This window comes from Streptomyces sp. NBC_00386 (assembly GCF_036063235.1).
Lineage (GTDB): Bacteria > Actinomycetota > Actinomycetes > Streptomycetales > Streptomycetaceae > Streptomyces.
The window spans coordinates 2,077,838-2,101,754 of sequence record NZ_CP107950.1; the positions used below are offsets into that span (position 1 = coordinate 2,077,838).

At 71.5% G+C, this 23,917-nt stretch carries 26 protein-coding genes; 11 read left to right on the top strand and 15 right to left on the bottom strand.

Going from position 1 to position 23,917, the window contains the following annotated elements:
• Positions 1–130 precede the first annotated feature (130 nt).
• Positions 131–1,249 (bottom strand): glycerate kinase, encoded by a 1,119-nt coding sequence (locus tag OG780_RS09070; protein WP_328458007.1) that lies wholly within the window; start codon positions 1,247–1,249, stop codon positions 131–133.
• A 277-nt stretch (positions 1,250–1,526) separates the two neighbouring features.
• Between OG780_RS09070 and OG780_RS09075 the strand changes: the two genes are divergently transcribed.
• A complete protein-coding gene (locus OG780_RS09075) occupies positions 1,527–2,591 on the top strand; it encodes an ADP-ribosylglycohydrolase family protein (RefSeq protein ID WP_328446446.1) in 1,065 nt (354 codons plus the stop codon).
• A 52-nt stretch (positions 2,592–2,643) separates the two neighbouring features.
• On the top strand, positions 2,644–3,135 hold the full coding sequence (locus OG780_RS09080) for an NUDIX hydrolase (protein WP_328446448.1): 492 nt from the start codon (positions 2,644–2,646) through the stop codon (positions 3,133–3,135).
• Between the two features lie 36 nt (positions 3,136–3,171).
• Here OG780_RS09080 and OG780_RS09085 read toward each other — a convergent pair whose 3' ends face one another.
• A complete protein-coding gene (locus OG780_RS09085; protein WP_326784650.1) occupies positions 3,172–3,447 on the bottom strand; it encodes an SHOCT domain-containing protein in 276 nt (91 codons plus the stop codon).
• A gap of 253 nt (positions 3,448–3,700) precedes the next feature.
• On the opposite strand from OG780_RS09085, the gene OG780_RS09090 reads away from it, so the two are divergent.
• Positions 3,701–4,129 carry a DUF7144 family membrane protein gene (locus tag OG780_RS09090; protein ID WP_326784651.1) on the top strand — a complete coding sequence of 143 codons (429 nt, stop codon included), beginning with the start codon at positions 3,701–3,703 and terminating at the stop codon, positions 4,127–4,129.
• 105 nt (positions 4,130–4,234) lie between these two features.
• Here the strand turns inward: OG780_RS09090 and OG780_RS09095 are convergent, their stop codons facing one another.
• Positions 4,235–4,654: a DUF6325 family protein gene (locus OG780_RS09095; protein ID WP_328458009.1), complete on the bottom strand. Its 420-nt coding sequence runs from the start codon at positions 4,652–4,654 to the stop codon at positions 4,235–4,237.
• A gap of 161 nt (positions 4,655–4,815) precedes the next feature.
• The gene (locus OG780_RS09100; protein ID WP_328446451.1) at positions 4,816–5,460 is read right to left on the bottom strand and encodes a GAP family protein; all 645 of its coding nucleotides are present in this window, start codon (positions 5,458–5,460) and stop codon (positions 4,816–4,818) included.
• A 486-nt stretch (positions 5,461–5,946) separates the two neighbouring features.
• Here OG780_RS09100 and OG780_RS09105 point away from each other — a divergent pair, with 486 nt between their 5' ends.
• Both OG780_RS09105 and OG780_RS09110 read left to right on the top strand, forming a co-directional pair.
• Positions 5,947–7,365, top strand: coding sequence for a DUF2252 domain-containing protein (locus OG780_RS09105; protein ID WP_328446453.1), 1,419 nt, complete (start codon positions 5,947–5,949; stop codon positions 7,363–7,365).
• 13 nt (positions 7,366–7,378) lie between these two features.
• A complete protein-coding gene (locus OG780_RS09110) occupies positions 7,379–9,196 on the top strand; it encodes a glycoside hydrolase family 15 protein (protein ID WP_328446455.1) in 1,818 nt (605 codons plus the stop codon).
• Here the strand turns inward: OG780_RS09110 and OG780_RS09115 are convergent.
• Positions 9,147–10,451: a chloride channel protein gene (locus OG780_RS09115; RefSeq protein ID WP_328446457.1), complete on the bottom strand. Its 1,305-nt coding sequence runs from the start codon at positions 10,449–10,451 to the stop codon at positions 9,147–9,149. The genes OG780_RS09110 and OG780_RS09115 overlap by 50 nt on opposite strands.
• Positions 10,452–10,739: 288 nt before the next feature.
• Complete coding sequence (locus OG780_RS09120) at positions 10,740–11,159, bottom strand: arsenate reductase ArsC (protein ID WP_328446459.1); 420 nt, start codon at positions 11,157–11,159, stop codon at positions 10,740–10,742.
• 108 nt (positions 11,160–11,267) lie between these two features.
• Between OG780_RS09120 and OG780_RS09125 the strand changes: the two genes are divergently transcribed.
• On the top strand, positions 11,268–11,582 hold the full coding sequence (locus tag OG780_RS09125; protein WP_328446461.1) for an ArsR/SmtB family transcription factor: 315 nt from the start codon (positions 11,268–11,270) through the stop codon (positions 11,580–11,582).
• A 40-nt stretch (positions 11,583–11,622) separates the two neighbouring features.
• Positions 11,623–12,444, top strand: coding sequence for an MIP/aquaporin family protein (locus tag OG780_RS09130; protein ID WP_328446463.1), 822 nt, complete (start codon positions 11,623–11,625; stop codon positions 12,442–12,444).
• Between the two features lie 63 nt (positions 12,445–12,507).
• Here OG780_RS09130 and OG780_RS09135 read toward each other — a convergent pair whose 3' ends face one another.
• Complete coding sequence (locus tag OG780_RS09135; protein WP_328446466.1) at positions 12,508–12,882, bottom strand: ArsR/SmtB family transcription factor; 375 nt, start codon at positions 12,880–12,882, stop codon at positions 12,508–12,510.
• A 171-nt stretch (positions 12,883–13,053) separates the two neighbouring features.
• Here OG780_RS09135 and OG780_RS09140 point away from each other — a divergent pair, with 171 nt between their 5' ends.
• Together OG780_RS09140 and OG780_RS09145 are read left to right on the top strand one after the other, a co-directional pair.
• Positions 13,054–14,427, top strand: coding sequence for an NAD(P)-binding domain-containing protein (locus tag OG780_RS09140; protein WP_328446468.1), 1,374 nt, complete (start codon positions 13,054–13,056; stop codon positions 14,425–14,427).
• A gap of 36 nt (positions 14,428–14,463) precedes the next feature.
• Entirely contained in the window at positions 14,464–14,925 is a 462-nt protein-coding gene (locus tag OG780_RS09145; protein WP_328446470.1) for an ArsI/CadI family heavy metal resistance metalloenzyme, read from the top strand.
• Positions 14,926–14,980: 55 nt separating this feature from the next.
• Here the strand turns inward: OG780_RS09145 and OG780_RS09150 are convergent, their stop codons facing one another.
• The gene (locus OG780_RS09150; protein ID WP_326784657.1) at positions 14,981–15,265 is read right to left on the bottom strand and encodes a hypothetical protein; all 285 of its coding nucleotides are present in this window, start codon (positions 15,263–15,265) and stop codon (positions 14,981–14,983) included.
• Positions 15,266–15,439: 174 nt separating this feature from the next.
• The gene (locus OG780_RS09155) at positions 15,440–16,333 is read right to left on the bottom strand and encodes a phosphotransferase family protein (protein WP_328446472.1); all 894 of its coding nucleotides are present in this window, start codon (positions 16,331–16,333) and stop codon (positions 15,440–15,442) included.
• A gap of 343 nt (positions 16,334–16,676) precedes the next feature.
• Between OG780_RS09155 and OG780_RS09160 the strand changes: the two genes are divergently transcribed.
• On the top strand, positions 16,677–16,946 hold the full coding sequence (locus tag OG780_RS09160; protein WP_326784659.1) for a hypothetical protein: 270 nt from the start codon (positions 16,677–16,679) through the stop codon (positions 16,944–16,946).
• Between the two features lie 226 nt (positions 16,947–17,172).
• Positions 17,173–17,919 carry an SIR2 family NAD-dependent protein deacylase gene (locus tag OG780_RS09165; RefSeq protein ID WP_328446476.1) on the top strand — a complete coding sequence of 249 codons (747 nt, stop codon included), beginning with the start codon at positions 17,173–17,175 and terminating at the stop codon, positions 17,917–17,919.
• Positions 17,920–17,965: 46 nt separating this feature from the next.
• Here OG780_RS09165 and OG780_RS09170 read toward each other — a convergent pair whose 3' ends face one another.
• The 6 genes from OG780_RS09170 to OG780_RS09195 form a co-directional block, all read right to left on the bottom strand.
• A complete protein-coding gene (locus OG780_RS09170; protein WP_328446478.1) occupies positions 17,966–19,201 on the bottom strand; it encodes a cytochrome P450 in 1,236 nt (411 codons plus the stop codon).
• A gap of 40 nt (positions 19,202–19,241) precedes the next feature.
• Positions 19,242–20,666, bottom strand: a complete 1,425-nt coding sequence (locus OG780_RS09175) for an NAD(P)/FAD-dependent oxidoreductase (protein WP_443062138.1) — start codon at positions 20,664–20,666, stop codon at positions 19,242–19,244.
• Positions 20,623–20,880: a ferredoxin gene (locus OG780_RS09180; protein WP_328446482.1), complete on the bottom strand. Its 258-nt coding sequence runs from the start codon at positions 20,878–20,880 to the stop codon at positions 20,623–20,625. The genes OG780_RS09175 and OG780_RS09180 overlap by 44 nt, the downstream gene beginning before the upstream one ends.
• A 110-nt stretch (positions 20,881–20,990) precedes the next feature.
• A complete protein-coding gene (locus tag OG780_RS09185) occupies positions 20,991–21,623 on the bottom strand; it encodes a hypothetical protein (protein ID WP_328446484.1) in 633 nt (210 codons plus the stop codon).
• A gap of 104 nt (positions 21,624–21,727) precedes the next feature.
• Positions 21,728–22,543 carry a transferase gene (locus tag OG780_RS09190; protein WP_328446486.1) on the bottom strand — a complete coding sequence of 272 codons (816 nt, stop codon included), beginning with the start codon at positions 22,541–22,543 and terminating at the stop codon, positions 21,728–21,730.
• Entirely contained in the window at positions 22,540–23,802 is a 1,263-nt protein-coding gene (locus tag OG780_RS09195; RefSeq protein WP_328446487.1) for a glycosyltransferase family 4 protein, read from the bottom strand. The genes OG780_RS09190 and OG780_RS09195 overlap by 4 nt, the downstream gene beginning before the upstream one ends.
• Positions 23,803–23,917: the final 115 nt, after the last annotated feature.

Below are 23,917 nucleotides of genomic sequence, written 5' to 3' on the forward strand. Positions count from 1 at the left end.
GGAGGGTGAACACCTCGGGCGACGGGTCCGAGAACGGCGAACGCCTCGGGCGACGGGTCCGAGAACGGTGAACGCCTCGGGTGGCGGGTCCGCGCGGGCGGATCAGGCCTCAGGCCAGGCCGATCGGCCCTCAGACCAGGAAGTCCCGCCCGATGTTCTCCGCCACCCGCTCCAGGATCGGGCCGGCGTCGGCGATGCACCGCGCGATGTCGGGCTCGGCCTCGGTGAGGGGATAGGCCCGCCGGATGCCGGCCCTGCCGAGCGCCTCGGGCCGGAGCGCGAGGCGGCCGCAGACCGCGACGACCTCCTTGCCCCCTGCTCGCGCGGCCGCCGCGACCCCGGCGGGCGCCTTGCCGTGCAGGGTCTGCTCGTCCAGCGACCCCTCACCGGTGATCACCAGCGTGGCGCGCTCCAGCGCGGGCGCGAAGCCGAGCACGTCGAGCATCACCTCGATGCCGGGCCGGAAGCGTGCGCCCAGGACCAGGGCCCCGTATCCGACACCGCCCGCGGCACCGGCGCCGGGCGCGGTGGCGTACCCGGCGGCCTTCGGTCCGATCTCCTTCTCCAGGACACCCGCGAAATGGGCGAGGGCGCTGTCCAGCACCGCCACGTCGTCGGGACCGGCGCCCTTCTGGGGGCCGTAGACGGCGGGCGCGCCCGCCGGGCCGGTCAACGGGTTGTCCACGTCGCTGGCGAGGACGAGGTCGACCGAAGCGAGGCGGTCGTCGAGGCCGGACAGATCGGCGCTCTCCACATCGCCCAGCGCGGCGCCGCCGGGAGCCACCGGCTCACCCTCCGCGTCGAGGAAACGCGCGCCGAGCGCGGAGAGCATGCCCGCCCCGCCGTCCGTCGTCGCGCTGCCGCCCACGCCGAAGACGACGGTGTCGGCACCGGCGTCCAGCGCGGCCCGCAACAGTTCCCCGGTGCCGTACGTCGAGGACGAGAGCGGCGCGAAGACGCCCTTGGGCAGCCGCTGGAGCCCGCTCGCCTCGGCCATCTCCACGACCGCCGTCCGCCCGCGCAGCGCGAACGCGGCCGTCACCTCGTGGCCCAGCGGTCCGGCGACGCGTACCTCGCGGCGCTCGAATCCGGCCGCGACCGCCGCGTCGACGGTGCCGTCGCCGCCGTCGGCCACGGGCAGCGACTCGATCTCGGCGTGCGGCGCGACCCGGCGCAGTCCCGCGGTCACCCGCTCCGCGACCTGTACGGCCGTCAGAGATCCCTTGAACTTGTCCGCCGCGATGAGCACACGCGGGGTCCGATCCACAGCAGCGTCCGCCACCTTGCATTCCCCTTGCTTCCGGGCCTTGCACACGTCAAGGCAGTCGCGCCGCTGCGACCATAGCCGGAGCGGGCCCCCGCCGTCATGCCCCTGCCCAGCCCGCGAGGCCGGCCCTGGGCCGGCCCGGGACCGGCGGCCGTCGATCCGTCCGGCGTGGACGTCCGCGGGCCCGACGGCTCCCGGAACACCCGATTCCCTGCCTCCCCGGTGAGCACGGCCGCCCGGAATTGGGTAGACCGGAGCCATGACCCCTGTGGGCACCGACTTCGCCGACCGCGTCCTCGGGGGCTGGCTCGGCCGGATCGCGGGCAACATGCTCGGCAAGCCGGTCGAGCAGGGCGACCACTGGACGCGGGACCGGATCGACCGCTATCTGCGGCAGGCCGCCGCCCTGCCCCTGACCGACTATCTCCCCGGGCCCTCCGACGACGACGGGGGCGAGTTCGAGCTGCGGCCCGAGTGGCGCGACTGTGTGCGCGGCCGCATCCACGGCAGCTGCCGTGACGACGACGTGGACTACGCGATCCTCGGACTCGACCTGCTGGAGACGCACGGCTTCTCGTTCAGCACCGAGCAGGTCGGTGACCTGTGGCTGACGCGGCTTCCGTATCTCCAGACGTTCACGGCGGAGCGCGCCGCCTACCGCAACCTCGCCAAGGGTCTGAAACCGCCGGTGACGGCGACGTACGAGAACCCGTACCAGGAATGGATCGGGGCGCTGATCCGCGCGGACGTCTACGGCTGGACGTCGCCGGGCCAGCCGCAGCGCGCGGCCTCCCTGGCCCGCCGTGACGCCGTCCTGTCCCACACCGGCAACGGCGTGTACGGCGCGATGTGGGCGGCGGCGCTGATCTCCGCGGCCTTCACCGCCCCCTCCGTCCGGGACGCGCTGGACACGGCGCTCACCGTGATCCCCGCGAGCAGCCGCCTGTCCCGCACCGTGCGCCGGGTACTCGCGCTCCACGAGACCCGGATGACCTGGGAGGACACGCTCACCGCCGTGTCCGAGGAGACAGCGGGGATGGGCTGGATCCACACGGTCCCGAACGCGGCGGTGCTGACCGCCGGGCTGCTGTACGGCGACGGGGACTTCACCCGCACCATCACGCTGACGGTCCGCGGCGGCCTGGACACCGACTCGAACGGCGCGACCGCGGGCTCCGTCGCGGGCGTCCTGTGCGGTGCGGAGGCGATCCCCCCGCAGTGGAAGGACCCGCTGGAGGACACCGTCCGCAGCGCGGTGTTCGGCTTCGACGGGGTACGGATCAGCGAGCTCGCGTCACGCACGGTCGCGCTGGCCGAAGCCTGAGCCCCGGGCCGCTGCCCGCGAACGTACGGGTCTTCTCGCTACCCTTCGTGGGGTGACCACTTCGGACTTCGCCGCATATATCGCCGGCCTGCCCCGTGTCCTCGTCGGGGCCGCCGCCCTCCTCCGCGACGTCGAAGGGCGGGTACTGATCGTCGAACCGAACTACCGCGAGGGCTGGACCCTGCCCGGCGGAACGGTGGAGTCGGACGCCGGCGAGAGCCCTCGGCGGGGTGCGCGCCGCGAGACGGCCGAGGAGATCGGCCTCGACGTGGAGCTCGGACGGCTGCTGGCGGTCGACTGGGTCCTGGGGCCGGAGCGCCCGCCGATCGTGGCCTATCTGTACGACGGCGGGGTGCTCGGCGAGCGGGAACTCAAGGCGATCCGGCTCCAGGAGGAGGAGCTGCTGTCCTGGCGGCTGGTGCCGCGGGAGGAAGTGACCGCTCATCTGTCGGGCGCCTCGGGCCGTCGCGTCCTCGCCGCGCTCGACGTCCTGGCGGAGGGGTCGGGCACGGCGGAACTGGAGAACGGCCACCGGGTGGGCTGACCGCGAGTCCGCCCACCACCCGGCGAAGGACGCGGGTCAGCCGAGGATGCGGGCTTTCTGTGCATCGAACTCGGCCTCGGTGAGCACGCCCTGGGCCTTGAGGTCCCCGAGCTGCTTGAGCTGATCGATCTTGCTGGTCATCTCGTCGGCCGGAGCGGGGGGCGGAGGCGGGGGCGGCTGCTCCTGGTACTGCTGCTGGGCTTCCTGCTGTGCCCATCGTCCCTGCTGACGACGGGACACACGGCCCGAGACGGCGGTGGCCGTACCGGCCACGACGGCGGTGCGGGCGACCCCGCGGAGGAGACCTGGCACGGTGGTTTCCTTTCCGGCACGAGACATACGGAACGAGCCCGATAGGGATTCGATCCCCTGAGTGCGCCGAATTCGTACCGGCGCATCGGGCAGAACCATTGGAGCACCGAACGGATTCCCCCGCACCTCGATCACTCCCTCATCGGCTGCGATTTCCGACGATCTGCCGGTCTGTCATTCGCATGGCAAGCTGAAATGTGGGCCACCGGCCGTCGCCCGGTCAGTGGTGAGATCTACGCAGGAGGAGCTCGCAATGACTACGACGGGTATGCACCGGCAGGGAACCGCCGGCAGTTCGGGGGCGTGGGTGTCCGGCTGGACAGCCTTCGCCGGAGTCATGATGATCTTCGGAGGGGCGATGGCGATATTCCAGGGCATCGCCGCCATCGCCCAGGACGACGTGTTCGTCACCACCCGCAACTACGTCTACACCTTCAACCTCACGAGCTGGGGATGGATCCATCTCACCCTCGGCGTCCTGGTCGTCCTCGCCGGCGTCGCCGTGTTCCGCGGCATGCTGTGGGCCCGGATCATCGGCATCACCCTGGCGGGACTGTCCATGATCGCCAACTTCATGTGGCTGCCGCACTCCCCGGTGTGGGCCAGCGTCCTGATCGCCATCGACGCCTTCGTCATCTGGGCGCTGTGCGTCGGATCGGACCGGGACGCCCGTACCGCGTAGCCGCCCGCGATCTCCCCGGAGTCTCCGGCCGGCAGCGGCCCCGCACCTTCCTCGGTGCGGGGCCGCTGCCGGTCTCGTGCGTGTGCCGACTGTCTGTCCGGCGTGCTATCCGGCGTCCGTCTCCTCCAGCGCGGCCAGCACGGCCGGCACCGGGATGCGCCCGGAGGCGACCAGCTGGGCGCCGCCGCGCCGCAGCGCGGTGGCGAAGGGCGCCGCCCACACGTTCTCGTAGACCAGGATTCCGGCGGCGTTGCCGGGTTCCAACGCCTTCCCGGCCTCCTCGATGTCGTCCTCGCCCAGCAGACCGGAGGACACGCCCTCGAACACGGCGAGGTCGAGGGCTCCGTCGCCGTCGAAGTCGGCGACCTCCATGCCGACCACGGATCCGTCGGCGTCCTTTCTCACGAACAAAAGGTCGAGAATCCGAATGAGGCCGCGATCCACCAGATCGACCAGGATCGGAAGTCCCTCACCCGTCATTCGGTTACCGGGAAACTCCACGACGATATAGTCGATCGGTCCCATCTCGACGAATTCATCTTCGCTCACGGCTTCACCCCTGCACGGTCATGGTTTTCCCCTGCCCCTGGTCAATGCCATTGCAGCACCGGACGGGAGCCGCCGCATTTCGGTACGACGCCTTCTCCGGCCGCCGGGAACGGTGCCGTTCGGGCCGTTCGGGTGGTTCACGCGGTCAGCTGGTAGACGCTCTTGCCGACCAGCCACAGACCCAGGAAGAGGAACAGCGACACCAGCGCCTTGTCCTGGTGCCGCTCCATCCAGGCGCGCAGCTTCCCGAGCCGGACATGGGCCGTTCGCGGGGCGAACGTCGCGTAGAGCTCCATCGTCAGAAGGCTGGAAGTGGCCAGCAGGACGTAGCCCATCAGGGCCGCGTACGACGCGGCGTGACCGAGCTGGGCGTCCACGACGGTGGCGGCGCCGGCCGCGACCATCCCCCACGGCTGGAGCAGCAGCGCGAGCCCGGCCGCCGTCCAGGAGGAGATCTGTTCGGTCCGCGCCATGAAACCGGAGGACTTCGGCCGCTTGCCGATGTTGCGCCGGGTGCGTTCCGCGTAGAGGACGAGTCCGACACCGATGGCCAGTTTGGCGGCCAGCGCCGCCGTGGACGGCGCGGATCTCGGGGGCGGCGGCTCGCCGCCGGTCATGGCCAGCACGGCGGCGATGATGGCGACGAAGGAGGCCAGCCAGGTCAGGATGAAGGCGAGGCCCTTCCAGATCCCCTTGCGCGACGACAGCACCAGCACGAATCCCGTGACCGGCAGCGGGTCCAGGGCGATCGCCAGACCGATGAGCAGCAGGTCAAGGACCATGGCCGACCCCGCGTGGTCTCGCGTGGCCCGGAGCCGCGGTAGCGCGCATGCCCTCATGGTCACCTCCCCCGCGCACGTCCACAAATCCGGTGTCCCGCCCGCCACGACGAAGTCCGGCACCCTCCCCGTACGGCCCGACGACACCCTCCCCGTGCGGCGGGGCGGCGCAGTGGCTCCGTGCCCGGCCCGCACGGCATCCCGTCGCGGTCCTCCGGCCCGCGCTCGCCCGATCGGCCCAACTCGCCGGACACATGGCCCGGAGCTACCTTGGTGACCGGACCGGGCCCCTCCCACCACGACCCGTATGCCGGCGACCGACCGTACGCCGCCGAAGCCAGTGGTCGGCGAGCCGCCCGTCGCCGGCCCTCCGCACTTCCTCGACCAGAGCCTTCCTCCCGGGCATCGGCGCGGTGCATCCCCCGCCGAACCGCCACCGCCCGCACCGGCGCCGCGCGTGTCGGTGTACCACCTCGCGGAGCGTCTGCGATGACCCCCAAGCACCCGGCCGGCAGCCATCCCCCGCACCACACCCCGGCGGAGCGCGCCGCGCTCGGCAAGGCCGCCCGGTCCGCCGTGCCGCGCTCCAGCCACTCCGACTTCACCCCGGCGCCGAAGCGGCCCGACCCGGTGGACATCGTGGAGGCGCAGTCCGCGACCCGGGTGCCCGAGCTCGTACCGATCCGCTACGGCAGGATGACCGAGTCGCCGTTCCGTTTCTACCGCGGGGCCGCCGCCATCATGGCCGCGGACCTCGCCGGCACGCCCCGGTCCGGGATCAGGGCACAACTGTGCGGTGACGCGCATCTGTTGAACTTCCGGCTGCTGGCCTCCCCGGAGCGCCGCATGATGTTCGACATCAACGACTTCGACGAGACGCTGCCCGGCCCCTGGGAGTGGGACGTCAAGCGGCTGTCCGCCAGCTTCGTCATCGCGGGCCGGGCGAACGGCTTCAGCGGCAAGGAGCGCGCCGACATCGTCCGTACGACGGTGCGGTCGTACCGCGAGTGGATGAGGCGCTTCGCCGGGCTCGGCAATCTCCCCGTGTGGTACACGCATTTCGACGAGGACTGGGTACGGACCCATATCGCCGGGGAGCTGAGCGCGCGGAGCCGCGACCGCTGGAAGAGGACGACCGACAAGGCGCGCAGCCGGGACAGCCTCCAGGCGTTCAACAAGCTCACGCACATGGTCGACGGCCAGGCCCTGATCGCCGCGGACCCGCCGCTCGTCGTACCGCTGCAGGATCTGCTTCCCGACATGGAACGCGGCGCCCTGCAGAAGCAGCTCCGCGGGCTGATCGGGCGCTACGGCCGGAGTCTGAACTCGGACCGGCGGTTCCTGCTGGAGCAGTACCGGTTCGCCGACGTGGCCCGCAAGGTGGTCGGGGTCGGCAGCGTGGGCACCCGGTGCTGGATCATCCTCCTGCTCGGCCGGGACGGTTCGGATCCGCTGCTGCTCCAGGCCAAGGAGGCGGGCGAGTCGGTGCTGGCGCCCTACGCCGGCGCGAGCGAGTACCGGACCCAGGGCGAGCGGGTGGTCGCGGGCCAGCGGCTCATGCAGGCCACCAGTGACATCTTCCTGGGCTGGGAGCGGGCCGACGGCATCGACGGCCGCCGACGGGACTTCTACGTACGGCAGTTGAGGGACTGGAAGGGGATCGCCGAACCCGAGCTCATGGTGCCGTCCGGTATGCGCGCCTTCGGCGAGCTGTGCGGTGCCACGCTGGCCCGCGCGCACGCGAGGTCGGGCGACCGGATCGCCATCGCCTCCTATCTGGGCGGGGGCGACGTCTTCGACCGGGCGCTCGTGCCGTTCGCCGAGGCGTACGCGGACCAGAACGAGAAGGACCACCGGGCACTCGTCGACGCCGTCCGCTCGGGACGCGTCGAGGCCGAAGCCGCCTGACATGGAGGCCAGCATGGACCGCTATCCGCCCATCGCCGACCACGGCCTCGTCGGGGACCTCCAGACCGCGGCCCTGGTTTCGTCCCGGGGCGTCGTCGACTGGTTCGCGGCACCGCGCTTCGACTCCCCCAGTGTCTTCGCCGCGCTGCTGGACCACGACGGCGGCGGCTACCTCCGCCTCGCGCCCGATCACCCGGAGGGGACCTGGCGGCAGCTGTACTACCCGGACACGGCCGTCGTCGTGACCCGGTTCATGTCCCCGGACGGCGTGGGCGAGATCATCGATCACATGCCGGTCCTCACCGGTCCGACGCCGACCGACCGGCACAGTCTGGTGCGCATCGTCCGTTCGGTGCGCGGCACCGTGCACTTCGCCCTGGAGTGCCGGCCGCGGTTCGACTACGCGCGGGCGAGCCACGAACTCGAACTCACGCCCCGTACGGCGACGTTCAGGTCCCCGGTGGCGGCCGCCCATCTCCAGGGCAGCATCCCGCTCGAACGCGACGGTCAGGACGTCCGGGGCGGCATCACCCTGGAGAACGGCGAGTCGGCCGCCGTCGTGTTCACGGTGTGCGGTCCGGACGGCGAAGCCCCGCCGCCCCTCACGGTCGACCGGCTCACCGAGGACCTGTGGAGCAACGTCGACTTCTGGCAGAAGTGGGTCCGCACCTCGAACTACCGGGGCCGCTGGACGGAGATGGTGCACCGCTCCGCGATCACTCTCAAGCTCCTGACCTACGCCCCGACCGGAGCGCCGGTCGCCGCCGCCACCATGGGGCTGCCCGAGCAGATCGGCGGTGAGCGCAACTGGGACTACCGGTACACGTGGGTGCGGGACGGATCGCTGTCGGTGCGGGCGCTGCTCGACCTCGGTTTCGTGGAGGAGGCGACCCACTTCACCCGCTGGCTGGGCGACCGGCTGCAGGAGCGCGAAGGGCCGGACGACGAGCCCCTCCAGATCATGTACCGGGTCGACGGCGACCCGCATCTGACGGAGGAGATCCTGGAGCACTTCGAGGGCTACCGGGGCTCGTACCCGGTACGGGCCGGCAACGGAGCCGCCGGCCAGTTGCAGCTCGACATCTACGGCGAGGCCCTCTACGCGCTGGCCGAGGGCCGCGCGGTGGGCGAACAGGGCGGCTACCACGGCTGGAAGGCGCTGAGCGGCATCCTCGACTGGCTCGCGGACTCCTGGGACCGCCCGGACGAGGGCATCTGGGAGACCCGGGGCGGGCGCAAGGACTTCACCTACAGCCGCGTCATGTGCTGGGCCGCCTTCGACCGGGGCCTGAAGCTGGCCGCGGAGTTCAGCAGACCGGCCGACACCGTCCGCTGGACGAAGGCGCGGGACGAGATTCTCGAACAGGTCATGGCGCGCGGCTGGAGCGAGAAGCAGCAGGCGATCGTCCAGCACTACGACGGCGACGTCCTGGACGCCTCCCTGCTGCTGGCCCCCCGCGTCGGCTTCGTCTCCCCGCGCAGCCCCGGCTGGCTGAGCACGCTGGACGCCATGGAGCGCGTACTCGTCTCCGACAGTCTCGTCTACCGCTACGACCCGGGGGCCTCCCCGGACGGACTGCGCGGCTCCGAAGGGACGTTCAGCCTCTGCACGTTCCTGTACGTCGACGCGCTCGCCCGGGCTGGACGGCTCCCCCAGGCCCGCTACACCTTCGAGAAGATGCAGACGTACGCCAACCATGTCGGTCTGTTCGCCGAGGAGATCGGCCCCAGTGGGGAGCAGTTGGGCAACTTCCCGCAGGCCTTCACCCATCTGTCCCTCATCATGGCCGCGACGACGCTGGACGAGGCGCTCGACCGGCTGCGGCCCTGAACGGCGGGATGTCCGGGCCCTGCGGAAGCAGTTCCACGGTCACGAAGGACACCACGGCGGCGAGCACGACCACCGGGACCGTTCCCGAGTTGCCCACGAGAAGCACGACCAGAACCACGGAGCTGACCGGCAGCCTGAGCGCGGCGGCGGAAGCGGCGGCCATGCCGGCCGCCATGGCCGGCACGACACCGAACCCCGGGAGCGGTGCCAGCAGGGCGCCCGTCGCACCGCCGAGGAACAGCGAGGGGAACACCGGGCCGCCCCTCAGGCTGCCCAGGCACAGTGCGTACGCGATGGACTTGAGCAGAACCACGGCCACCAGACTGCCGGCCGACCAGGCGTGCGGGTGGGCGGCGAGCTGGGCGAGGGCGGTCTGGCCGGACAGGGCCACCTCGGCCGGCGAGCGCCCGGTGACGGCCGCGTAGAGCGCCGCGCAGCCGCCCGCGCCGAGCGCGCACAGCACCGTGGTCCGCAGCGTGTGCGCGGACACCGAGCGGGCCGCGTACCGGCCGGCCACGATGATCCAGTGGAGGCCGACCCCGATGACCAGCGCCATGAGCACCGACCAGACCACGTCCCCGATGTCGAGGGTCGAGGGCGCGGGCAGTCCGATCTCCAGGCTGCCGGTCTGCAGGCCGGTCCAGTCGCCGAAACCGGTGAACACGATGGCGCCGACTCCGCTGGAGAGCAGCGCGGGCAGCATCACCGCGAACAGTTGCGGCCCGCCCACGCCGGCGACCTCCATCAGCAGCACGGCGGCGACCAAGGGGCTGCCGAAGATCGCCGAGATCGCCGCGGCGGCGCCCGCGGCACCGAGCAGCGCCGTGCTCGCCGGGGTCGCGGGGACCCGTACGAGATCCCGGAAGAGCAGGGCCAGACCTCCGCCGAGGGCGATCAGCGGCGACTCCGGGCCGAGCACGGCTCCCAGCGGAAGGCCGGCCAGGGCGGCGAGCGCGACGCCCGGCAGAGCGGAGGCCGCCACACCGTCGGCGTGCAGGCCCGAGGCCGGGATGTGTCCGCCCCGGCCCGGAAGCCACGCCACGATCAGGCCCACCAGCACCCCGGCCAGGAGCATCGGGGGAAGCGGCCACCACCACGGCGGGTCCGACCACCCGAGATCGTGCGGCCACTGCTCCCACATCAGATGTTCCAGCTCGTGGAGGAGCACCAGGAACCAGAACGCGGCCAGCGAGACCGGGACACCGATCAGGGCGCAGAACACCAGCGCCCGCCGGTAGGCGGGCCGGGCCAGCATGCTCCTCAGCTGCTCGGCCTCCGTGGGCTGTTTGCCCGGCGGGGCCCCGGCCCCGGCGGACCGCTCACCCGGAGCGGGCCCGCTCTCCTCGGACTTCGGCTCGGTGATGGGTCATCTCCTACGTCCGCTCGGAGGAACACCGCCCTGGGACGGCCGTGGGCCGCTGCCGTCGGGGCGCGAGCGTACCCACGGGATCCGCCGTTCCCGCGCGGCCCGCGCGCCTGGCCGCGAAACCCTCCGGGTGGACGCGCGATCCGCACTCCCGTGGCCCGACGCGGGCCACGGACGTCACGTCTGCCGCGTCGCGTCGATCTCGGCGATCAGTGCCTCGATACGGGTCCTGATCTCGTCGCGGATGGGGCGGACGGACTCGACGCCCTTGCCGGCCGGGTCTTCGAGGGCCCAGTCGAGGTACTTCTTGCCGGGGAAGACCGGGCAGGCGTCGCCGCAGCCCATGGTGATGACGTAGTCGGATGCCTGGACGGCCTCGGTGGTGAGGATCTTCGGCTCGGCGTCGGCGATGTCGACGCCGGCTTCCTTCATGGCCTCGACGGCGGCGGGGTTGACCCGGTCGCCCGGGATCGATCCGGCGGAGCGGACCTCGATCCGGTCGCCCGCGAGGTGGTTCAGGAATCCGGCGGCCATCTGCGAGCGTCCGGCGTTGTGGACGCAGACGAAGAGCACGGAGGCGAGCGGGCTGGAGGACATCGGTTCTTCCCTCACAAGAAGGCGCGGGTCCCCGCCTGCGCGGGGATACAGGATCCAGGAATCACTCCACGCTGGTATCAGCCTGGAGTGATGTGAAACTATCAGCCCATGATGACGTCGGTCGACACTGACCTGATGCGGGTCCTGGCCGACCCGCTCCGGCTCCGGATCGTCACCCTGCTCGCCAGGGAAACGCTCTGCAGCACGCACCTGATCGAGGAGACGGGAGCCAGGCAGACCAACCTCTCCAACCATCTGAAGGTGCTGCGCGAGGCCGGAATCGTGGACACCGAGCCGTGCGGCCGCTTCACCTACTACCGGCTCAGGCCCGATGTCATCGCCTCCCTCGCGGGCCAGTTCGCCGACCTGGCGGAGACCGCGCGCGCCACCGTCGAGAACAACGTCAAGCGGTCCTGCCCCTGATCCCCGCCCACGCGGGACCCGCACGCAACAAGGAGTCCTGTTGACCGCCACCGAGGCCACCGAGCGCGACGGCGCCGCGGCATCCGCCACAACCCCCTCCGCTGTCACCACCCCCTCCGCTGTCGTCCCGGAGGCCGCCCCGGGTGCCACTCCACCCCAGGCGCCCCCGCTGATCGCCAAGGCGGCGGCCGAGCTGGTCGGCACCGCGGCCCTGGTCGCGATCGTGGTCGGCTCCGGTATCCAGGCCACCGGACTGACCAGGGACGTCGGCCTGCAACTGCTCGCCAACTCCACCGCCACCGTCTTCGGCCTCGGGGTCCTGATCCTTCTGCTGGGCCCGGTGTCCGGCGCGCACTTCAACCCGGCCGTCACCCTGGCCGAGTGGTGGACCTCCCGCCGCGGCGGCGCCGGAGTCCCCCTGCGTGATGCGGCCGCCTACATCCCCGCCCAGATCGTCGGTGCGATCGCGGGCGCCGTCCTGGCCGACGCCATGTTCGGTGAGCCGCTGGTCAAGTGGTCCACTCACGATCGCTCGGCGGGGCATCTGCTGTTGGGCGAGGTCGTCGCGACGGCCGGGCTGATCCTGCTGATCTTCGGGCTGGCCCGCACCGACCGGCTGCGCTTCGCCCCCGTCGCGGTCGCCTCGTACATCGGCGCCGCCTACTGGTTCACGTCGTCGACGTCCTTCGCCAACCCGGCGGTGACGATCGGCCGCGCCTTCACCGACACCTTCGCGGGCATCGCGCCCGGCTCGGTTCCGGGGTTCATCGGCATGCAGCTGATCGGCGCCGTGGTGGGACTGGCGCTGGTGGCGCTCATCTTCACGCCCGGCCGGAAAAAGGCCGAGCAGCCCGCCGGATGACGGTCACACTCGACTCGACGGTCAGGCCGGGCGCGGTGACGTTCCCCGTCTCCCGCGCCACGGTCAGGCCACGGCCGGGGCGATGACCAGCAGCCGGCCCATCGAGGCGAGCACGGACGGCTCGACCCGGTAGTAGACCCACGTGCCGCGCCGCTCCGAGGTGAGCAGGCCGGCCTCCTTGAGCTTCTTCAGGTGGTGGGAGACGGTCGGCTGGGAGACACCGACGTCGGAGATGTCGCACACGCAGGCCTCGCCGCCCTCGTGCGAGGCCACGGCGGAGAAGAGCCGCAGCCGCACCGGGTCGCCGAGGGCCTTGAACATCCGCGCGGCCGTCTCCGCCTCCTCGGCGGTGAACGGGCGCTCGGTGAGCGGCGGGCAGCACGGCTCCACGGCCTGGTCGGCGGGCTCCAGCAGCGGCAGCAGCTTCGTATTCGACATACATCTATGTTGACACACGTCGAACCAGCCTGGCCAGGACTGGACCGATCACCCGACCACTCCTCGGCGAGCGCATGAATTAGATGACTGTCTATGTTGACACTCATCGAATCAGGTGCCACGCTGATCTCGCAAGCCATCGACGGATGTCGAAATACCGAGGAGTCGAGCGTGAACGCGCCAGTCACCACCGATCTGCCCGTCGTCGTGATCGGAGCCGGCCCCGCCGGACTCGCCGCCGCTGCCCACCTGGTCGACCGTGGTCTCACCCCGCTGGTCCTGGAAGCCGGACCCCTCGCCGGTGCGGCCGTGCGTGAGTGGGCGCACGTCCGGCTGTTCTCCACCTGGGGCGAGGTCACCGACCCGGCCGCCGAGAAGCTGCTGGCCCCCACGGGATGGGCGAAGCCGGACTCGGCCACCTACCCGTCGGGCGGAGACTGGGCCGAGCAGTACCTCCAGCCGCTCGCCGACGTCCTCGGTGAGCGGGTGCGCTTCGGCGCCACCGTCACCGGCGTGTCCCGTTCGGGCCGGGACCGGATCGTGGACGCCGACCGCGAGGACCAGCCGTTCGTCGTCCATGTCACCCACGCCGACGGCCGTGAGGAGCGGCTGTTCGCCCGCGCGGTGATCGACGCGTCGGGCACCTGGACCACCCCTGGCCCGGCCGGCGGCAGCGGCCTCCCCGCCCTCGGTGAAAGGGCCGCGTCCGACCGGATCACCTACCGCGTGCCCGACCTCAAGGACCCGGCCGTCCGCGCCCGGTACGCGGGCAGGCGCACCGCGGTCATCGGCTCCGGCGCCTCCGCCTTCACCGCGCTCGCCCACCTGGCCGACCTCGCCAGGTCCGACGACGGCACCGGCGCCAAGGGCGTCTGGATCCTGCGCCGGGGCATCTCCGGCTCCACCTTCGGCGGCGGCGAAGCCGACCAGCTCCCCGCCCGCGGCGCCCTCGGCCTCGCCGCCAAGGCCGCCGTCGACGAAGGCCATGCCGACGCCGTCACCGGCTTCCGCACCGACGCCATCGAGCGCGCCACCGACGGCCGCCTGGTCCTCGTCGGCGAGGACGGCCGCCGCCTCGACCCGGTCGACGAGGTCATCGTCCTCACGGGCTTCCGCCCCGACCTGTCCTTCCTGTCCGAGCTCCGCCTCGGCCTCGACGAGCGCCTCCAGGCACCCACGGAACTGGCCCCGCTCATCGACCCCAACCAGCACTCCTGCGGCACCGTCTACCCGCACGGCGTCAACGAGCTGTCCCACCCGGAGAAGGACGTCTACCTCGTCGGCATGAAGTCCTACGGCCGCGCCCCCACGTTCCTGGCCATGACCGGCTACGAGCAGGTCCGCTCCATCGCCGCAGCGATCGCGGGCGACCAGGAGGCCGCCGAGCGGGTCGAGCTGACCCTGCCGGAGACCGGGGTCTGCGGCGGCGCCGGCCTCTTCGACGACCCCGCCGCCGCACAGGACAGCGACGGCGGAGGTTGCTGCGCGGCCCCGGCCACCCTCCAGATCGGCATCGGCGCCCCGGCCCCCTCCGGCGGCTGCTGACCCACCACCCCACCCATCACCAGCAGGAGGCTCGCCATGTCCCGCGTCCAGCTCGCCCTCCGCGTCCCCGACCTCGCCGCGTCCATCGCCTTCTACACCAAGCTCTTCGGCACCGAGCCCGCCAAACTCCGCGACGGCTACGCCAACTTCGCCGTCACCGAGCCCCCGCTCAAACTCGTCCTGATCGAAGGCGTCGCAGGTGAGGCAACGCGCATGGACCACCTCGGCGTCGAGGTCGAGACGACCGAGGCCGTACACGCGGCCACCGCCCGGCTGGCCGAGGCCGGGCTGGCCACCGTCGAGGAGAACGACACCACCTGCTGCTACGCCCTCCAGGACAAGGTCTGGGTCCACGGCCCGGGACAGGAACCCTGGGAGGTCTACGTCGTGAAGGCCGACGCCGACTCCCTGGCCAAGCAGCAGGGCGGCACCTGCTGCACCGGCCCGGGCGAGGACGCGCCGGACGAGTCGACGGCCTCATCGGCAAGCTGCTGCTGACGGTCGGCAACCAACGAGACGGTCCGGGTGGTACGTGCGGACGCGGGAGGCCATCTCACGCGGAAGCCACCACCTCGCCGGCCATGACCTGGGGAGGGTTGGGGAGCAGTGACGCAAGGTTGTCCCGTACGAAGTCCGCAGCCCTCGCGATCGATTCCTCGGCACCGGCCTGGTCCTGGAAGACGCTGGTCGAGACCATCACTCCGTCCCCGGCATCGATCCAGTAGTAGGCGACGAAGCCGGAGACCTGGCGCATGAGCGCCACGAACCCCTCGTTCACGAGACGTGCCGCCTCGGCCGAATCGGTCACCCCTTCGTACCGCCGGACTGCTGCGTACATTGCCAAGCTCCTCACGGCGTTCCGGGTTCGTCCTCTGCTGAGACGTCTTACCCCCGCGCCGGCCCGCCTGGCTCATGAGGCGTCCGGCAATCACCTGAAGGGCCGCCTCGGGTGGTCCGAACGGTGGCTGCCCGCAGCACGGAAGAGACTGTGAACGCGGCTCGATGCCCCATGTCAGAACAGCCATTCCATCGCGGCAAGGCTCTTGTCGACGTACTTGCCCTGTCCAGTCTCGATGCCGTGTGCGAGGTCCTCGAAGACACTGCACCTGGCATAGAACACGGCGCGCTCGCTGAGGGCCGCGAGGTCGTGGGCGTCGGTTCGACAGCTGCGGATGGCGGCGCGGGCAGCGGCGGGGCCGAGATCGCGGTGGAGCAGCCCGAAGTCGCAGGCCGGGTCGACGACGGCCGCATCGCTCCAGTCGATGATGCCGGTCACCGTCCATGTGGCCGGGTCGATGAGAACGTGTTCGATCCCCAGATCGTTGTGGGAGAACGTCGGGACGCATCCATCGTTCGGTGGTGCGGCGTCCAAGAACGCCTCGACGGACCGGCGGTGCGCCGCCGGTACCTGCCCGGCCACCGTCGCGTAGTTCTCCGCGGCCTCATGTCGCCACTCGGCCGGCGGCTGGTGGTCCTCGTCCACCAGACCGGCCAGCCGATCGATCGGAGCAGCATGCAGCGCTGAGAGCAGCTCGCCGAGCGTGGCGGCGATCGACGTGCCGTGGGCCGATCGCCGGTGCCGCGGCATGTCCAACAGTGGCACGCCGGGGAGCTTGCGGTAAGCCAGACATCCCTGCTCCGCGACCGTGAACGCCGGTTCGGGGACGGGCAGCGGCGAGATGTCGGCGACGGCGGCAAGCACGCGGGCCTCGTGGCACACCAGGGCGGCCCGCCGTGCCAGGTCGGGCTCTTTGCTGAAGCGTACGACCAGCTCGCCGTTGACCTCGTACGCCAGGTTGTCCAGGCCCCCGCCGAGCGGCACGACGGACTCGATCCGGCAGTCGGGCATGTGCGTGGCCACGACGCTGCGGACGTCTGCGACGCGGTCGCGGCTGCGACTGGTCATTCGCCGACCTTACCAATCGACCGCATGAGACCGGCGGTTCATCGGGTGGCCGCGCGGTCGCCGACCAGGGCCGCAGACGCGTAGCGGGTCGCACCCGCGTGTCCGCGTCGAGGGCGGCGGCCGCGGGGGTCTCGCAGGCCGGGTCGGTGCGGCCGCCACCGCCTGCCGGCCCGGTGGCCACGGACGGGTCCGTTCGCATGCGTTACGGCTTTCGGGTGCTCCTGCTGCGCGATCATGAGCCCCGGCGCGCCATTGCCCGTTTCGGCATATTCCGAACTAATCTCCCGGAATTGTAAAAGTCGATCTTCCCCAGATCGCACCCACTCACTCCATCGGAGATGACATGCGCAAGCTTCGCAACGTTGCCGTCCTGATCGCCGCGATCGGCAGCATCGGACTCGTGGGCGGCACGGCCCACGCCGGTGACCACGGCGACGGGTTCACCGTCAAGCAGCACTCCTCCTGCAAGTCGCACGACCTGAACGTGGACGTCCTCGGCCAGGTCGGCCTGCTCAACGGCCTGGGCGGCAACCTGCTGGGCGGCGAGGGCAACCCCGGTGCCCAGGTCACCGACATCGGCTCCAGCGCGGGCTGCAACAACAGCGCCTTCTGAAGTCCTGGCCGACGCGAAGTCACCGGCCGATAGCTGGTCCCGGCCCCGGGCCTCAGGCCCGGGGCCGGGACCATTTGCGTGCGCGGCAGGACTCCGAGGTGAGCTTGTTCCGCTTTGCAAGCGGCGGACAGTGGATGTGGATCCCGGCGAAGCAGCAGGACCCGCCGCATTGCCCGCGCCCGATATCCGGTCGCCCCGAGCAGTCGAGCCCCGTACCTTCATGTCCGTGAACAGGCCACTCGTCGCCATCCTCAGCGGGGCAGGCATCTCCACCGACTCCGGGATCCCGGACTACCGCGGTCCCAACGGGCTCTGGCGGAAGGATCCCGAGGCCGAGAAGCTCGTCACGTACGAGTACTACATGGGCGATCCCGAGATCAGGCGCCGGGCGTGGCAGATGCGGCGCGAGACGGGCGCGCTCCAGGCCGAGCCCAACGCCGCGCACCGGGCGGTGGCCGAGCTGGAGCGTTCCGGGGTGCCCGTGAGGGTCATCACGCAGAACGTCGACGGACTGCACCAGCTCGCCGGGATGCCCGCCCGCAAGGTCCTCGAACTGCACGGCACCGCACGGAGTTTCGTGTGCACCGGATGCCATGCGCGCGGGCCCATGGAGGACGCCCTCGCCCGGGTCGACGCCGGTGAGGACGATCCGGCCTGTCTCGAGTGCGGCGGGATCCTCAAACCGGCGACCGTCATGTTCGGTGAACGACTCGACCCCGTCGTCCTCGGCCAGGCCGCCGCCATCGCCAAGGCCTGCCAGGTGTTCATCGCCGTCGGCAGCAGCCTCCAGGTCCAGCCGGCGGCGGGCCTCGCGGGCGTGGCCGCCGACCACGGGGCCCGGCTCGTCGTCGTCAACGCGGAGCCGACCCCGTACGACGAACTCGCCGACGACGTCGTGCGCGAGCCCATCGGCACCGCGTTGCCGGAGCTGCTGCGCCGGCTCCGTACGGAGGACAGCGGGCAAGTGCGCTGACCTGAGGCGCTTGTCCGCGCGACCGTCCGGGAGATGGCTCCGCCCGCTAGGGCCTGATCCCGTCGCAGGTGAGGTGCAGGCGCCGCGGGCCGCGCAGGACGGCGTTCTGCCGGTACGGGGGCGGGTCCTCCAGCAGACGGGGGTTCTCCAGCCTCCTGGCCAGCTCCGCCAGGGCGAACTGCGTCTCCAGCCGGGCGAGCGGTGCGCCGAAGCAGCTGTGGATGCCGCTGCCCAGGCCGAGGTGCTGGATGTCGGGGCGGTCCGGGTCGAAGCGGTCCGGGTCCTCGAAGCGCCGGGGGTCGCGGTTGCCCGACGCCAGGACCAGCCACACGGAGGCGCCCTTGGGGATGGTGACCCCGCGGACCTCGATGTCGGCGAGGGTGGTGCGCTGCGGCACCAGTTGCACCGGCGGCTCGAACCGCAGCAGCTCCTCGACGATGGGCACGGCCAGCCGCGGATCGGCACGCAGCCGCTGGAGGACGTCGGGGTTGCGCAGCAGGGTGAGCATGCCGTTGGTGATCAGGTTGACCGTGGTCTCGTGCCCGGCGATCAGCAACAGCGCCGCCGTGCTGAGCAGTTCCATCGTGGTCATCGGACCGTCGTCGCCCTTGGCGGTCGCCAGCTGGGAGAGCATGTCCTCGCCGGGGTTCTTGCGGCGCTCCTCGATCAGGCCGGCCAGGTACATGCCCAGCTGCATCCGGGCGTCCTGTGCGCCCTTGTCCCGCTCGGCGGGATCGGCGTCCGGGGCGGGGTCCAGGTTCGCGGCGAGGGTGTCCGCCCAGACGTGGAAGCGTGTCTCGTCCTCGCGCGGCACCCCGAGCAGCCGGCAGATCACCGTCACCGGGAAGGGGTACGAGAACTGTTCCACCAGGTCGATCCGGTCCGGGTCCCCGATGCCGTCGATGAGGCCGGTGACGATGTCGTGGAGCTCTCCGCGCATCCCGTCGACCCGGTGCGGGGAGTGCGGCGGCCCGAAAGGGCGGTTCGTCATGCGGCGCAGCCGGTCGTGCTCCGGCGGGTCGAGCTTCAGGAAGCCCGGCGGCAGGGTGCTCTCCTCCGGGGGCGCCCCGGCCGGCGGTTCGGCCGCGTTCGAGGCCAGGTTGCGGGCGTCGGAACTGATCCGGGGATCGTGCAGAAGGCTGCGGATCTCGTAGTACGTGCTGATCACGTACGGCCCGTCGGCCTCGTGGTGGACCGGCGACTTCCGCAGCTCCTCGTAGATCGGGTACGGGTCGGCCCGGTTGGCGTAGTCCAGGATCTGGTGCAGCAGGGATTGCGTCATGGCGAGTCCTAGCGTCCTCGTGGCCGTGCGGGCCGTGCGGTCAGTGCGCCGGGGTGAACGTCATCCGGCGGTCGGCCGGCGAGTATCCGCTGAGGGTCACGGTGGGGCCGTGGGTGGGGACCGAGGGGTCGGGGAAGTCCGCGTCGAGCGGCCGCTGTCCCTCCGGGCGCCGGTCGACCGTCGCGAACGGCGGCGGGAACGGCGCGGTGGTCTCGATCAGCTCCTGGTAGAACGGCAGCCACCGGCCGTGGTCGAAGGCGACGGCGCCGATGACGCGCCCCTGGTACCCGTACACGCCGAGGAACCGGTGATCCGCCAGCGAGCCCTGGGAGACGAGGATCTCCGTCCCCATCGAAGGGATCCCGACGGACTTGATGTTGACCCCGAACTGCGAGGACCAGAACGCCGGCACCTCCATGTGGGGCAGGCGGTCGGTGCTCTCGCTGAGCATGTTGTGCGCCGCGATCCGGGCTTGCGACACGGCGTTGCCCCAGTGCTCCAGGGACAGGAACTGGTAGCCGAAGAGGGCGTGCGGGCTGCGGGCGACGTCGCCGGCTGCGTAGATGTCGTCGGTGACGATGCCGCGGATGTCGAAGGCGCGGCATCCGGCGTCACAGGCGATGCCTCGGGGACCCGCGCCGAGTCCGGACCCGGCGAGCCATTCGGTGTTGCGGAGGGCGCCGAGCGAGACGATCACGACGTCGGTCTCCACGGTGGAGCCGTCGGACAGCTGCGCGGAGCACACCCTTCCCGAGGCGTCGCCCTCCAGCGCGGTCACCATGACCCCGCACCGCAGGTCGACACCGTGCTCGCGATGCATCTCGGCCGCGACCGCGCCGACGACCCCGCCGAGCGCGCCGACCAGGGGCGCGGCGCCGCGTTCGGCGACGGTGACGGGCAGGCCGCGTTCGCGGCAGGCGGAGGCGATCTCCGAGCCGGTGAATCCGGCGCCGATGACCAGGACCCGCTCGGGGCCCGCGTCGAGCCGCCGCGCGAGGGCGGCGCTGTCGTCCCGGGTCCGCAGCACGAAGACGCCGTCGAGGTCCGCCTCGGCCTCGTTCGGCCACGGTCGCGCCCGGACGCCGGTGGCGATGAGCAGCCGGTCGTACGGCACCTCGTCGCCGTCGGCCAGCCGCACCCGCCGGGCGGCCATGTCCAGGCCGGTGGCCGCTCTGCCGAGCCGCCAGGTCGCGTCGAGGGCCCTGAGCCTGGGCAGGGCGGTACGTTCGGCGCCCGCCCTGCCCAGCAGCACCTGCTTGGACAGCGGGGGCCGGTCGTACGGTTCGCAGGACTCGTCGCCGATCAGGGTCAGTGACCCGGCGAAGCCCTTGTCCCGCAGGGTTTCGGCTGCCCTCAGGCCGGCCAGCGAGGCACCGACGACGACGATGCGGCCGTCACGCTTGAGCCGTTCCAGGGATCCGTCACCGACCACCGGACACCGCCTCGGCCGATACGTCCACGGCATCTGGTTCCACGACGTCTGGTTCCACGGCGTCGACGAGGATCGCCTGGACCGGGCAGGCCGCGGCGGCCTGGGCCAGCTTGTCGCGCTGTGCCGCGTCGGCCTCCGGGTCGTACAGCAGTACCTCCTCGCCGTGCATGGCGAAGATCTCGGGCGCGAGGAACGCGCACTGCGCGTACCCCTGACAGCGGTTCAGATCGACGGCAATCCTTACCACGGGATCGGTCCTCTCCACTGGCCCGTTCATCCCTCCTGCGCACCACTCTCGGTGGCCGGACGGGAGCCTGCGACGAGGGGCGGACCGTTCGGGTGAGCGGGGCTGCCCGGTCAGGCCGGGGCGGCGGGCCGTGCCGCGGCGGGAGGGCGGCCTCGCAGGATGTTCAGGCTGAGGAGCAGCGCCCAGGCCGGGAAGACCAGCTCGGACCAGGGCACGCTGCTTCCCGCCACGAGCAGCGTCAGGCCCGCCAGATAGCCGACGACGACGAGCGGGCGCGGGAGGGCGCCGAGCCGGCGGCCGATGGTCGAGGTCGCGATGATGAACACCGCGGCCATCCGCATGGCGTACGTGGTCAGCAGGGCGTAGGCGAAGTGGCTGCCGAAGGAAGGGCTCTGCCCGCTTTCGCCGAGCACGGTCCCGGCAGCCGCGGCGGCGGCGAACAGGGTGGCGACGAAGACCACGCCGCTGCCCAGGAACACGGTGGCGACGAACCGGTCCTCGGCCCGGCCGGCCTGCTCGCGCAGAGCGCCCATGAACCACAGGAACGCGATCCCGGCGAACGGCACCAGCTCCAGCGCCGTCCGGACGCCACCGCGCTGTCCGGCGTCGAGGGTCACCTCGTCCCCGCCGTCGGGCAGCGCGACGCGCACCAGCACGATCGCCGCGGCCATCAGGATCGCGAACGCCACCCCGGCCACCCCGGCGGCCCGGGCTGTCGCGAGGCTCTTGTACTTCCGCTCCATGGTCTCCCGCTCTCTGGCTGCTCTCCCTTCGTACAGACACCAGTGATCGGGCGGCTCACGCCACCGGGGTCACCCGGGAGGAAGACCGCGGTGCGCCATACAGGTCATGGCTTCCCCGTCGCCTCCACGGAGAGGTCGTTGTCGACGGTGTAGTAGGGGCGCAGGCCGGTACCACCGACGTCGGCCGTCGGGTAGACGACGATCTTCTTGCGGTCCGCCAGGTCGTCGAGAAGACGGCCGACACGCATCGAGGGCGCCTGGGCCGCGGGACGGACGAAGACGTCCCAGACGCCTCCCCCCGGCGGTGCCCCGGCAGCCAGCTCCGCGTAGTCGACGGTGAAGGAGAGGCTCCGTCCGTCGTCCCCGGCACGCGGCTCCACGGTGAGAGCGGTGGCGCCGGCACCCCGCAGACGCAGGCTCACGACGGCTCCCTCCTGGAGCGAGGCGCCGTACAGGCGTGTCCTGACCGTCATCGAGCGGACGCCGACGTCGATGCCTTCGGCCTCCGCGTGGACGTCGCGCAGCCAGGCGCGCACCGCGAGGTGGCCGTCCATGGTGACGTACGGGATCCGGACGGCGAGCGGGGACGGCCGAGGGCGACGGTCACCGTCGACGAGTGCGCGGAGATCGCGCAGACCGGCGCGCGGACGCTGCCGCTGGGATCCGGGTTCCTGGAGCAGGTAGACGTCCCAGCGGCCCTCCGTGAGAAGGGGCCGCGCGTTCAGGACGGCGCACTGGCGTTCGCCGGCGGGCTCGAAGTCGAGGACGTGGACCGTCTTTTCGGGCTGTCCCTTCTTCGGGCGCAGTCTCAGCAGCAGTTGCTGCCCTTCGGGCGACCCGGGTGGCAGGTCGAAGGTGATCCGGCCGTCGGCACCGATCACGCAGCCGACGTGCGGCTGCGTCTCCGTGTCCGTGCTCATCCCTGCCTCCTCAGGGTGCGCAGCACACCGTCTGCCGTGCCGTGGGCGGTGTCACGCAGGGCGAAGCCCTGGCTGACCAGGACGCGCCGCACGCCGGAGCGTTCCCGCAGGACCGGCCGGCCCGCTCTTCTCGCCGACACGGCCTCGGCGAACAGGCGTTCCGCCTGTGTGACGACGGGGCCCGGAGCGAATCGCCGCGCGTTCTTCCGGGCCGCACGGCCCGCGCGCAGGCGCCACTCGTCGTCGCGGACCAGTCCCCGCAGCGCCTCGCCCAGCCCGTCGCGGTCTCCGACCGGCACGAGTCGGCCGTCGACGCCGTCCTCGATGATTTCGCCCGGTCCGTGGGGACAGTCGGTGCTCACCACCGGCAGACCGCAGCTCATCGCCTCGATGATGGTCATGCCGAACGCCTCGTAGTCGGAGGCCGCCACCGCGATCGAGCCCTTGACCCACTCCGCCTCCATGGGGGTCACCGCACCCATCAGGAGGACGCTGTCGTACAGGCCGAGGTCCGCGATGAGGCGCCGCAGCCTCTCGTGCTCCTCACCCTTGCCGTAGATGCGCAACCGCCAGTCGGGATGTTCGGCGGCGACCAGCGCGAAGGCCTCGATGAGCAGGTCGTACCGTTTGACGGGGACCAGACGGCCGGCCGCGATGATCACCTTGGCGGCGCCGTCGGCAGGCGGCAGCACGGTTTCCGGCACGCTGTTCGGCAGTGCCGCCACCCGGACTCCGGGCATCCGCATCTTGCGCCGGTAGGCGGTGGCGTCCGCCTCGGTCACCGTGGTGAGCGTGTCGAGCCGGCGATAGGCCCGGCGCAGGGCGGAACGCAGCCGGGGCGGATGGCCGTCCAGGGTGAGGTGTTCCTGTCCGATGCGCGCGACGTGCCGCGGAGCCTGGAGCGCCAGATGCACGTTGAGCCCGGGCCTGGTCCCTATCACCACATCGGCGTCGGTCGCCGCGAGGCACTCGCCGATCCGTCGGTCGGTCAACTCGCTGTACTGCCGGTACCGGTACTCGGCGCGAGGAAACACCCGCGCCGGTCTCAGATGCGACGGGTGCTCCTTCTCCTGCCGCAGATCCACCAGCGACCTTAACGAGACTCTGGGATCCAGGGACAGAGTCGGCCGCTCGCGGTGCCGCAGCACGGAGACGATCTCCACCTCGTTCCGCGCGGCAAGCGCGCGGGCCAGATTGAAGGTGGTGGTGATCGTGCCCCCGATCCCGTAGGCGTTGTGGAGCAGAAAGGAGATCTTCATGGGGGTTCAGACAGCGTCAACTCCGGAAGGGTTGTCGTCTGTTATCAACCCGTACTGATCAATGGCCGTCGCGCACCGCCGCACGGACCGCTCCGCCGCACGGACCGCTCCGCCG